Source organism: Maribellus luteus (genome assembly GCF_003576475.1).
Lineage (GTDB): Bacteria > Bacteroidota > Bacteroidia > Bacteroidales > Prolixibacteraceae > Draconibacterium > Draconibacterium luteum.
Genome location: NZ_QWGR01000005.1, coordinates 50,657 through 62,261, shown reverse-complemented (window position 1 = coordinate 62,261; position 11,605 = coordinate 50,657). Strand labels below are relative to the sequence as shown.

Sequence of the window (11,605 nt, the reverse complement as noted above, 5' to 3'; positions counted from 1 at the left end):
TGTCCTTCAGTCCCTCAACCCTTCAGTCCTTAAAAGTTATGAATAAGCATGTCGGTTATTTCCAGCAGGTTTTCTTTCCAGGCTGGGTTTAAGGGCCACATTTCAACAACTTCCCCATCGATTTCTTCGGCAAATACCCGGGCCTGTTCGCGGTCCATATCACTTTGAATATAAATTACCCGGATGTTTTCTTTTTGTGCCAGTTTCACCAGTTCGGCCATTCGCTGGGGCGTTGGTTCTTTGCCGCCCGGTTCAAGCGAGTATTCATTAAGCCGGTATTCGCGGGCAAAGTACGAAAGGCTCGGGTGAAACATAATGAATTCCCGGCCTTGGTAGTCCTTTAATTTACTTCTGATTTCAGCATCCAGCTGGTCGATCTCGGAGGCAAACTTGCGGTAGTTTTCGTTATAGACGGTACTTTTCTCGGGATTCAAAGCCGAAAGCTCATCGGTAATGCGTCGGGCCATTTGTTTGGCCAGTGGCGGCGACATCCAGATGTGGGGATTGGCTCCTTTTCCGGTTGCCGGTCCGGTGTTGCTTATGGAGGATGGTGTAATTAAATCCAGGCCCTGCGAAAGGTCAACTACCTTCATTTCCGGGTTGGCCTGCTGTATTTTTTCTTTCCACGAATACTCAAAGCCAATATGCCCGATGCGCAACCATACTTTTGAACGAACGATATCTTTTAGCTGAGAAGGTAAAAGAGTAAAAGCCGCAGGACTTGCTCCGGGCGGCAGTAAAACGTTTACTTTGAAGTCGGTTCCGGCAATTGTTTCTACAAATGTTTTTTGAGGCAAAATGCTGACGGTTACTACCGGTTTTTCGGTGTCTTTGTTGTTTTTGGAGTTACACGAAAAAAGGCAAAGTGCTAAAAAGATGATGAAAATTTTGGATGTGCTTACCTGCATTTGCTTCACTTTGTTGGTTTATTAAATCTACGCTGATTTGTGATGTGCGCCCGTGAATATTTTGCATTGTGGCATTTACATATCCAAGACCCCTCGTTTTTTGCGCGACCTAAAAATAAACATAAAAAAGATTGCGGCTTTGTAAAACTGTCTGTTTTTGACTCGGGTTTTGTGGCAGTGTTGCCGTATTGCTGTGTTGCTGTATTGCCGTGTTACTGTGTTGCCGTTTTGCCGAAAAAGCTCGCGGCTCGAAGTTCAGAGTTCAGCGTTCAGCGTTCAAAGTTGCCATGAAACTATGTTCCCGAAAAGCTCGCAGCAGCACATCGCTCCCTGCTAATTCCAGCATTCCAGCATTTTCCTCAATCCCTCAATCCTTCACCAGGTAAATCCCTCAGTCCTTTGTTGTTCTGTATTGCCGTTTTGCTGAAAAAGCTAGTGGCTCGAAGTTCAGAGTTCAGCGTTCAAAGTTACTATGAAACTATGTTTCCAAAAAACTCGTGGCTAGCAGCTCACAGCTCGCAGCTAATCTTAGTATTCAAGCATTAACGCATTCACGCATTCTCTCTCCTTCAATCCCTCAATCCTTCAGTCCTTCAGTCCTTCCTTTGCCTTCGCAATCATATCAAGCCAAACACGTCGCTGTTCTTTCAGGGCGGCTACCTTGTCAGCCGGGTCGGTGCGGCATTCGAGCAGGATCCATCCCGGGTAATCCATTTTCACAAACAGGTTCATCAGCTCCTGGTAGGGATAATCTCCTTCGTTCATCTCGCGCACATGGCAGATATCAGAAAAGCGGTCTTTCACCAGGTTAAAGTTGTATTCGAGTCCCTGTCCGGCAAGGTCTTCGGGGTTACAGTTCCAGCAAACGCCCGTGCCTTTGTTATCCACGTAATCCATCATAGCTTTGATATTGGGCAAAAGCTGCGTTTCGCGGCCGTGTACTTCGAGCCGGATCACTTGTCCTAGGTCGAGGGCATATTGTCCCAGCTCGTTGAGCGCCTTACCGATTTGCTCAATGGTTTTTTCGTGCGGCACACCTTCCGGAAAAGCGTTGGGTTTTACTTTTACCCCCGAGCCACCAATGTCTTTGCTCAGTTGCAGCCACTGTTTGGTGGTTTCTACCGACTCCTTCAGCTTGGCCGGATCGGGTGAGTGATAATCCTGGTTGGTGCCCATTCCTATAATTTCCACCGGGCTGTCGGCAAACTGTTTTTTTACTTCGGCGCGTTGTGCCGCGGTAAGATCGAGCGTTACTCCGTGGGCATGCTCCACGCGCAATTCAACACCTCCGATTTGTGCTTCGGTACAATTCCGGATAATGGTCGGAATGTCCCAGTCTTTGGCCCAGAGGTAAGTGACCAGGCCCAGTTTCATTTGCGCTCCCTGCACGGGATTACAGGCTGCCAGCAGGCTTCCGGGCAGTGCACTGGCTCCGGCGATCAACGACAGGTTGCGGATAAAAGTTCTTCGGTTTTGATTTGCTTGTTTCATATCGATAAGGTTTAGTTGTGCTTAAGATACATAATATTCTGATTAGTTGGCTCCCGACATCGAAGGCGGCGCGGCATTGGCTCCGGTTCCCCAGTTTTTATTGGGTGTTGGTCCCATCTGAAAAATGAGTTCGCCACCTTTTACAATTTCCTCGTGCGAAATCCAGGTGCGGTTAAAACTTTCGCCGTTTAAGGTCGCCGACTGAATGTATTTGTTTTCTTTCGATTGATTTTCGGCCTTTATGGTAAAGGTTTTGTTTTTCCCGGTTTGAAGCGTGGCTTGCCCAAACAAAGGACTTCCGACGACGTAAACGGGCAGACCCGGTGTAACGGCGTAAAGTCCCATGGCGCTTAGCACGTACCACGACGACAGCGAACCCATGTCCTCGTTGCCACACAGTCCTCCGGGGCCGGGGCGGTACAGTTCTTCACAAACCTGCCGCACACGTTCCTGTGTTTTCCAGGGCTGGCCGGCATAGTTGTACAAATACGCCACGTGGTGCGAGGGCTGGTTGCCATGCACATACTGCCCGATGGTGCCCACCACTCCCACGTATTTGGGCGGCGTAATCAGCGGACTCATGCTAAAGAAAGTATCGAGTTTGGCAGCGAAAGCTTCCTGACTCCCAAACAGGTTGATGAGGCCCTGCACATCGTGCTGAACCGACCAAATGTACTGCCAGGCATTGGATTCGGTGTAATGCCGGTTAGGGCGGCGGCCCACCAGCAGCGGATCAAAATATTTGTAATACGAATGATCGCTTTCGGTTACGATTTCCTGCTCGTTTGTTCCCAGCGCTTCGAGCCAGTTGCCATCGGCTTTTTTCGGGCGCATAAAACGGGTTTCGGCATCCCACAGTTTTGCATAGTTTCCGGCGCGTTGCATAAACAGCTGGTAGTCGTCGTCTTTCCCAAGTTCTTTGGCCAGTTGGGCAATGCACCAGTCGTCGTAGGCAAGTTCGAGGGTGTTCGGAACCGATTCGGTGATGCGGTCAACCGGGGTGTAGCCCAGTTTCATGTAATATTCCAACCCGGCGCGCGCCATGTTTTCCCGCACCGGAGGCTTGGGCTTTTCCAGGGCTTTGGTGCGCATGGCCTTGTACAAAAGTTCCACATCGTAGTCGCGGAAACCTTTCATATAGGCATCCACAATTACCGGAATGAGGTGATCGCCCACCATTCCTTCGCCAAAAACATTCAGAAAATGCTGGGCGGGCAGCCAATTAAAATTCTGCACTTTGGCCACAATCGAACGGATAAAGCCATTTACATGTTCGGGCGCGGTGAGCGTTAACAGCGGGTGTTGCGAGCGGTAGGTGTCCCAGCACGAAAACGATCCGTAGAAATCAAAACCATCGGCCGTATGGATTTGTCCGTCGGAACCCAGGTATTTTCCGTCCACATCCTGCGAAATGTATTGTGCCAGAAACGAATGATACAAGGCCGAGTAAAAAACCTCTTTCTGATCATCGCTGGCACCGTCAATTTGAACCTTCGACAATTCGTGGTTCCAGATTTCCCGGGCGTCGTTTCGCACCTGTTCAAAATCCCAGTGCGGAATTTCTGCTTGCAGGTTTTTGCGGGCTCCCTCCACGGAGGTGTACGAAATACCCACTTTTACAAGAATCTGTTCACCGGCTTGGGTATCGAAACTCACAAAAGCACCTACTTTTTGCCCGGTTTCGGCATTTTTATAGGGAAACAAACTCGCTCCCGACTCAGGTGTCACATACGAAGCATCAAAAGTTCCGTAGTATTTAAATGGTTTGCTGAATTCGGCCACAAAATAAACCTGCCCCAGTCCGGCGGCCTTTTTGCCTTCAATACGCTTGTTATCCAATATTTTTAGTTCTGAATTTTCATCCGAATAATGAGTACCGATCTGATGTCCGAGGTCAAGAATAATGTGTGCATTCTTTGATGCCGGAAAAGTATAACGGTGAAAACCTGCACGGCGGGTAGCTGTTAGTTCCGCCTGGATGTCGTAATCTTTTAGCATGACCGAATAATAACCCGGCGATGCGCTTTCCTCTTCGTGGCTGTAACGTGAGCGATAACCTGCATCCGGATCTTCTTTGGTGCCGGGGAGTATCTGCAATTCGTTGCTCACAGTGGGCATCAGCAGCACCTCGCCGCCGTTTACCATTCCAACGCCACTCCAGTGCGTGTGGCTAAAACCGATGATCGAGCTCGACTGGTAAATATAACCCGCGCAATGGGTCCAGCCTTCGGTGCCCACATCCGGACTAACATGAACCATGGCATAGGGGAGCGAAGCCCCGGGAAAAGTATGTCCGAAGAAATCGGTTCCCAAAAATGGATTTACATAATCGGCGGGTTTTGCTGTGTTTTCCTGCGAAAAAGCCGTGAAACCGGTCGTGGCCAGCAAACAGATCAACAGCAAAGTTCTGATTTGGATATTGGAAAAGGAAAGATGGATGTTCATAAGTTACTTTTAGAATTTTAACCTCTTTGGCGAATTTACATTATAAAATATAAACGAAGGGTTAATATATGTTGTAAGATGAATAAAAAAGCAGAAGTTTTTTTGTGCTTTTCCTGCTTCCTTTGTTCAAATCGAGCTAGCCGGAAGTGGAAGAAAAGACGTAGGGTATAACCAAATGTCAAAGCAGCAGTAAAAAGTAAAAAGGCGAAAGCAACGGTACTGGAAAATGAGGATAAACGCATTCATTGCCTGCCGTGTGCGCCTGAAATATGACTAAGAATAAGTGTAAAACAAGTCCAGGCTTCTTGCCTTACGAAAGGATGAGTTGGAACTGAAACGAATGAAACGAACAACCTAAAACAAAATGAAACAGCGCAATTATTTTCACAAAACTTTGAGGCTTTTACTGGCGGGTATGTTTTTTATAACAGCTTGCACACCTGCAGAAAAAGAATTGGTTTCGCGGGTGGAAAACCTTTCTTCGGGCTGGAAAATGCAGGCGAGTGAAAAACTGGCCGGTGTAGAGGAAAGCAGTATTTCTGAAAATGGCTTTTCCGACGATGCGTGGCTGCAAGCTTCGGTACCCGGAACCGTGCTGGGGAGCATGGCCACTTACGGCGTGATTGAAGATCCTTATTTCGGGATCAACATGCAAAGCGTGGATATCGAGCAGTTTAAAAAGCCCTGGTGGTTTCGTTCGGCTTTTCAGCTTTCTGCCGGCGATTTAAAGAAACACATTTCGCTGCGTTTTAACGGAATCAACTACCGCGCCGAGCTTTGGGTGAACGGAGAAAAAGTGGCGGGTAAAGACGAGTTTGCCGGCGCTTACCGCATGTTCACTTTTGCTATCGACGAGTATGTTCAGGAAGGGGAGAACACTCTGGCATTAAAGCTTTGGCAACATGCCGATGGGGAATATTCTATCGGTTTTGTGGATTGGAATCCGCTGCCACGCGACCGGAACATGGGCATTTTCAGGGAAGTTTTCCTGGAAGTGAACGAAGGCGTGAAAATCCGAAGTCCGTTTGTTTCATCTAAAGTAAACACGGAGAACCTGAAAGACGCCGATCTTTTTATTCAGGCTGAAATCGAAAACCAGTCGGACAGACCCGTGGAAGGTCTGGTTCGGGTTGATTTTGGAATCGGAACGGTTGAAAAGAAAGTGCAGATCGCTGCCGGAGATACCCTGTCCTGTCGGTTTACTTCGGATGAATTTGCACAGCTTTCAGTAAAAGACGTGAAGTTTTGGTGGCCCAACGGAATGGGCGATCCCAACCTTTACAACATGTCGGTTGAGTTTATTGCGGGCAACAAAGTGCTGGACAAAGTGGAAAGCCGTTACGGAATTCGCGAAATCGACAGTTACCTGAACGAAGATAAAAACCGGGTGTTTACCATCAACGGCAAATTTGTATTGCTGAAAGGCGGCGGCTGGGTGGATGATCTGCTGTTGCAGGATACCCGCGAAAGCGTGGAGGCACAGATGAAATACATTCGCCACATGAACCTGAACAGCATTCGCTGCGAAGGTTTCTGGGGCAAAACGCAAATGCTGTACGATTTGTGTGATGAATACGGCATTCTGGTGATGGCTGGTTTTAACTGCCATTGGGAATGGGAGGAATACCTGCTAAAACCCACGCACGAAAAATACGGAGGCGCTGTTACGCCTGAAGACATTAATTTGCTGGCTGCCTACTGGAAAGACCAGATGTTGTGGCTGCGCAATCATCCCGCCATTTATGTGTGGATGCTGGGAAGCGATAAACTCCCGATTCCGGAGCTGGAATACAAATACATCGATCTGTTTAAAAAATACGATTCGTCGCGGCCGTACATCACTTCGGCAGGCGGCGCCGGAACCGAAGACAACAACATTGTGGCCGAAGTTCCTTTGATTAGCGAGATCAGCGGCCCCACCGGCATGAAAATGTTAGGCCCTTACGCTTACACACCACCGGTTTACTGGTTTACCGATACACAACTGGGCGGCGCTTACGGTTTTAACACCGAAACGTGTCCCGGCCCAAACGTTATGCCTTTGTCTTCACTCAAAAAAATGTTGCCCGAAGAAAGTCTCTGGCCCATCGATAAAAAATACTGGGAATACCACACCGGGCGGAATGCGTTTACCACGCTCGACCGTTTCCGCAAAGCCATGGACGAGCGCTACGGACCTTCCAGCAGCGTGGAAGAATTTGCCTTTAAATGCCAGGTTTCGAACTACGAACTGATGCGGCCGATGTTTGAGGCTTTTATCGCGCACAAACCCAAAAGTACAGGTTTGGTGCAGTGGATGCTCAACTCGGCCTGGCCCGAACTATACTGGCAGTTGTACGATACTTATCTGCAGCCCAACGGCTCATTTTACGGCGTTCGCAAGGCCTGTAACCCAATTCATGCCATTTATCGCTACGGTTTTGACGACATTTACCTGGCCAACGAAGATTTGAACGATGCCAATAGCCTGACGGTGAAAATCGCAGCATATGATATTCACTCCAAAGAGATTTTTAGCGACGAATGGAAAGGTGATCTGGCCACCAACACCTCGAAATTTATTTACAAACTTCCGGAAATCGCAGGGCTGACTTCGGTTTGGTTTCTTCGCCTGAATGTTTTTGACCAGGACAACCGGGAGGTGGATCACAGCACCTACTGGTTATCGTTGAAACAAGATGAACTGGATTACGAAGCCGCTAAAAAATTGGATTGGCCCTTCTATACTCCGCCAAAAGCTTATGCCGATTTCAAGGCACTGGATAAACTTCCGGAAGTGAAGCTGGAATACGATTACAAGTACCAGAAAGAAGATGAGAAAGGGAATATCACTTTGACAGTGAGGAATCCGGGGGCATCAATTGCGTTCTTTACTTATTTTGATTTGGTGAATCCCGGAACCGACGATCCCATTCTGCCGGTTTATTGGAATGATAATTATGTAACTTTATTCCCGGGAGAAGAACGGGTTTACACCGCAAATTTCGATCTTGTCGATTTAAAAGGCGAAAGACCGGAATTGAAGGTGAAAGCCTGGAATGTAAAACCTAATAGAATAAATTAAAAATGGAGAAATTGAGATATGCCACTGGCATCGACCTTGGAGGAACGTTTGTAAAATATGCTTTGGTAGCTGAAAACGGAGAAATTGTAACCGAAGGGAAATTGCCGGTAGGCGGAAAAGCCAGCCGCGAAGATACCTTGGAAGCCATTAAGACTTCCATCCAAAAGACAATCGATAAAGCCGGAGAAGAGGCTATTGAGGTAGTAGGGATCGGGATCGGTTCCCCGGGAATTGTTTGTGACGGAGTTGTGCAGGGGGGAGCCGAAAACCTGGATCGCTGGTTTGACATTGATCTGGCCGGGATTTTTGGCAAAGCTTTCAACCTGCCTGTTTTTGCTGACAACGACGCCAATGTGATGGGGCTGGGCGAAGCGACCTACGGTGCTGCGAAAGATTGCTCGGATGTGATTTTTATTACGGTCGGAACCGGTATTGGCGGGGCGATTATTGCCAACGGCGAATTGTACGGAGGCTATAAAAACCGCGGTACAGAAATGGGCCATGTCACCATCGATCACAAAGGGATTGACTGTAGTTGTGGCGGACGTGGCTGCCTGGAAGCCTATGCTTCCACCTCTGCATTGGTGCAGCAATATGCTGAAGCAGCAGGTTTGAATGCCGAAGAAGTGAACGGTCATTTGATTGTTGAAAAATACAAAAACAACGAAGCCACAGCCGTAAAATGCATGCAGGAACACACCGATTATCTCGGACACGGAATAGCCGGGTTCATCAATACGTTTGCACCACAAAAAGTGGTGATCGGCGGGGGAATTTCTGAAGCCGGGCAGTTTTACATCGATATGATCAAAGAGTCGGCCTTCGGTTACGCAATGTCCGATTGTGCTGCAAATACCGACGTGGTGGGGGCAACCCTCGGGAACAATGCCGGTTGTCTGGGCGCAGCATCGCTGGTTTTTAAGCACGTAATTTAAACAAACAATATGCGACGAAATCATCTTATGGTCGTTCTTGTTATGTTGGTGTTTTTTGTGATTTCATTTCTCACCAACATTCTGGGGGCGCTGAATCAAAAAGTATCCGAGAGTTTTACACTTACCGAAACCATGGCCGGCCTGCTCCCGTTTGCTTTTTTTATTGCTTACGGGGTTATGTCGATTCCCTTTGGTTTTATGGTGGAGAAATACGGTGAAAAACGGATAATCATTTTTGCATTTCTGATGGCTTTCGCCGCTTCATTGATATTTGCAGTTTTCCCTGTTTTCAATGTGTTCATCGTTTCATTGTTTACGATTGGAGCAGGAATGGCTGCTTTGCAGGTGGTCATTAATCCGCTTTTGCGCGTTTCGGGAGGCGAAGCAAACTATGCTTTTTATTCCGTAATGGGGCAATTGGTTTTTGGCCTGGCTTCCTTTATAAGCCCGCAAATGTATTCCTATTTTGTGGTGAATATCGACCATGGAAACCTGGACAAGCCGCTGATTGAGTGGATGGCAAAACTGGTTCCCGAAAATATGTCCTGGGTTTCGGTTTACTGGGCTTTTGCCGCCATTGCCATTCTGATGGGGGTAATTATTTTCCTGGTTAAATTTCCGAAGGTGGAATTGCAGGATGAGGAAAAAGTTGGTTCAAAAGAAAGCTTTAAGGAACTGATCAAAAACAAATATGTGATTTTGTATTTCCTGGGCATTTTTATGTACGTAGGTTCTGAACAGGGAATCTCTTACTGGTTGTCAAAGTTTTTGAAAACCTACCATGACATTGATCCTGATTTGGCGGGGGCTGATGCCGTTTCGTATTTCTGGGGATTAATGACGATTGGCGGAATACTGGGCCTCGTGCTGATGAAACTATTCGACAGCAAACAAATTTTGCGGTGGTTTACCATTCTGGCCATGATTTGTGTCGCTGCGGGTTTGTTTGGCAGTGCCGGTATTGCCTTGTGGGCTTTACCTGTTTCGGGATTCTTTCTGTCAGTAATGTACCCCACAATTGTTTCGCTGGGGCTGAATTCAGTGGCGAAACACCACGGTTCGTTTGCCGGGATCTTGATGACCGGTATTGCCGGAGGGGCCATTGTTCAGGTGCTGATCGGCGCCATCAGCGACTTTTCTTCGCTGCGGGTCGGAATGCTGCTGATCTTTGTGACACTGGGCTATGTATTGAGTATTTCATTCTGGGCCAAACCGCTGATCACCAACAAAACAATCTCGTTTAAGCCGGAACATTAGCGGTAAGCAAAAATAAATACCGGGGGACTGTCGCTGACAATCCTCCGGCACTTTTTGACAGGTAACTAATCAAACAAAAACAGATATGAACAAAGAAAAATTCCATTCGAAGTGGATGTTTATTGCATTCCCTGCTTTGGCCATGATGCTGGGCTGGGGATTGCGCGGCCACATTGGCGGTGGCCCCTATGGTGCCATGATTCCCGGCGCCATGATTGCCTTGTGTGTAAGCTTATTACTAAGAATGCCTGCCCGGGCTACTTCTTTTCTGGTTGTTTTTGGGGTAATTGGCATTGGCCTGGGGGGCGAAATGACATACGGACAAACATTGGGCTTTTTGAAAAATCCGGATACCGTTTGGTGGGGAACCGCCGGAACTACTTTAAAAGGTGCCGTTTGGGGATTGCTGGGAGGAGCCGTTTTTGCACTGGGGTTTTTCTTTCGGTCTGTTCCGCGGAAGACTCTCATCGTGGCTTTTCTGCTCCTGATACTGGGTATAATCGTCGGTTTTAAACTGATCAACGACCCGATGTTGCTGTATTTTTCCGACCCTGTGAAACCCCGCGCCGAATCGTGGGCCGGACTGTTGCTGGGCGCTGTGTTTTTGCTGGGGTATCTGAAACTGAAGATACCGGCTGAAAACTTCAAAATAATTCTTCGCTTTACGATTTGGGGAACCATCGGCGGGGCACTTGGTTTTGGCCTTGGTGGTTTTTGGCTGGTGCTCGGAAGTCATCTTCCCGATGTGATTTTTGGAAGTTGGTGGAAAGCGATGGAATTTAGTTTTGGTTTGTTGCTGGGGGCTTCGTTGGGCTATGCAGCCTGGTTAAGTCGCAACGATTTGGTTTTTGAGCCGGATAACGAGCCTTTAACGGAAGAAAGTGGTTGGGCAAAGTGGAAAGAGTTGTTCGTGGTACTGGGAACCGGTCTGCTGATTTTCTGGTTATTTCCTTCGTTAATCGAAGTAGTGGGCAAAGTAACACTCGACAACAACATGCCGGGCGGATCGATAAAAAATGAGATGATTCGACTGGTGGATAATTACTCGTTTACCGGGTTGATTTTTGTGCTTGTACTAATCCGTTTCCCCAAAGCAGCCTGGCAAATCGGAATCACCTTAACCTTCTGTCATACGGCCATCGACTTGTTTCGCGATTTTTACCCGGGTGTAAATACATTGTCGCCTTTTACCTGGCATTTTTTCTGGGTGTTTCTCTCCACAGCGGTGGTTGCTGCCCTGGTATTTTATTTCAGCCGTAAAAAGGACAACATTCGGAACCTGTTGTTGGTATTGACCTGGTCGTGTATTTTTATATCTATACTTCGGATGTACGAACATCCCCGGAATTTCGACCTGGCTGGCTTGTCCTTGTGTCAGGTGGTTTGCGGACGTTTTTTTGTCGATCTCTTTTTTGTACTTTCTGCTGTGTTGCTTAGCTGGATGATCAAGTCTGAATTCAAAACAGAAGCAGAAAAGGCTGCATAGAACGGGGTGTGCTGAGAAT

At 47.7% G+C, this 11,605-nt stretch carries 7 protein-coding genes; 4 read left to right on the top strand and 3 right to left on the bottom strand.

The genetic code is table 11. The features are described from left to right. Nucleotides 1-29: 29 nt before the first annotated feature. The 3 genes from D1614_RS10515 to D1614_RS10505 form a co-directional block, all read right to left on the bottom strand. A complete protein-coding gene (locus D1614_RS10515; RefSeq protein WP_119437890.1) occupies nt 30-908 on the bottom strand; it encodes a metal ABC transporter solute-binding protein, Zn/Mn family in 879 nt (292 codons plus the stop codon). Between the two features lie 585 nt (nt 909-1,493). Next, nucleotides 1,494-2,399, bottom strand: coding sequence for a sugar phosphate isomerase/epimerase family protein (locus D1614_RS10510; protein WP_119437889.1), 906 nt, complete (start codon nt 2,397-2,399; stop codon nt 1,494-1,496). 42 nt (nt 2,400-2,441) lie between these two features. Further along, nucleotides 2,442-4,844, bottom strand: coding sequence for a GH92 family glycosyl hydrolase (locus tag D1614_RS10505; protein ID WP_119437888.1), 2,403 nt, complete (start codon nt 4,842-4,844; stop codon nt 2,442-2,444). A 364-nt stretch (nt 4,845-5,208) separates the two neighbouring features. Here D1614_RS10505 and D1614_RS10500 point away from each other — a divergent pair, with 364 nt between their 5' ends. The 4 genes from D1614_RS10500 (at nt 5,209) to D1614_RS10485 (ending at nt 11,586) form a co-directional block, all read left to right on the top strand. Then, nucleotides 5,209-7,908, top strand: coding sequence for a glycoside hydrolase family 2 protein (locus D1614_RS10500; RefSeq protein WP_119437887.1), 2,700 nt, complete (start codon nt 5,209-5,211; stop codon nt 7,906-7,908). Between the two features lie 2 nt (nt 7,909-7,910). Next, nucleotides 7,911-8,843, top strand: coding sequence for an ROK family protein (locus D1614_RS10495; RefSeq protein WP_119437886.1), 933 nt, complete (start codon nt 7,911-7,913; stop codon nt 8,841-8,843). A gap of 9 nt (nt 8,844-8,852) precedes the next feature. Continuing rightward, the gene (locus tag D1614_RS10490; protein WP_119437885.1) at nt 8,853-10,100 is read left to right on the top strand and encodes an MFS transporter; all 1,248 of its coding nucleotides are present in this window, start codon (nt 8,853-8,855) and stop codon (nt 10,098-10,100) included. A gap of 85 nt (nt 10,101-10,185) precedes the next feature. Beyond that, complete coding sequence (locus tag D1614_RS10485) at nt 10,186-11,586, top strand: hypothetical protein (RefSeq protein ID WP_119437884.1); 1,401 nt, start codon at nt 10,186-10,188, stop codon at nt 11,584-11,586. Nucleotides 11,587-11,605 lie beyond the last annotated feature (19 nt).

What these genes read in the sequence shown, in the direction of transcription:
- D1614_RS10485 (WP_119437884.1), top strand. Translation starts at nt 10,186, where the DNA reads ATGAACAAAGAAAAATTCCATTCGAAGTGGATGTTTATTGCATTCCCT.
- D1614_RS10515 (WP_119437890.1), bottom strand. Translation starts at nt 908, where the DNA reads ATGCAGGTAAGCACATCCAAAATTTTCATCATCTTTTTAGCACTTTGC.
- D1614_RS10510 (WP_119437889.1), bottom strand. Translation starts at nt 2,399, where the DNA reads ATGAAACAAGCAAATCAAAACCGAAGAACTTTTATCCGCAACCTGTCG.
- D1614_RS10490 (WP_119437885.1), top strand. Translation starts at nt 8,853, where the DNA reads ATGCGACGAAATCATCTTATGGTCGTTCTTGTTATGTTGGTGTTTTTT.
- D1614_RS10495 (WP_119437886.1), top strand. Translation starts at nt 7,911, where the DNA reads ATGGAGAAATTGAGATATGCCACTGGCATCGACCTTGGAGGAACGTTT.
- D1614_RS10505 (WP_119437888.1), bottom strand. Translation starts at nt 4,844, where the DNA reads ATGAACATCCATCTTTCCTTTTCCAATATCCAAATCAGAACTTTGCTG.
- D1614_RS10500 (WP_119437887.1), top strand. Translation starts at nt 5,209, where the DNA reads ATGAAACAGCGCAATTATTTTCACAAAACTTTGAGGCTTTTACTGGCG.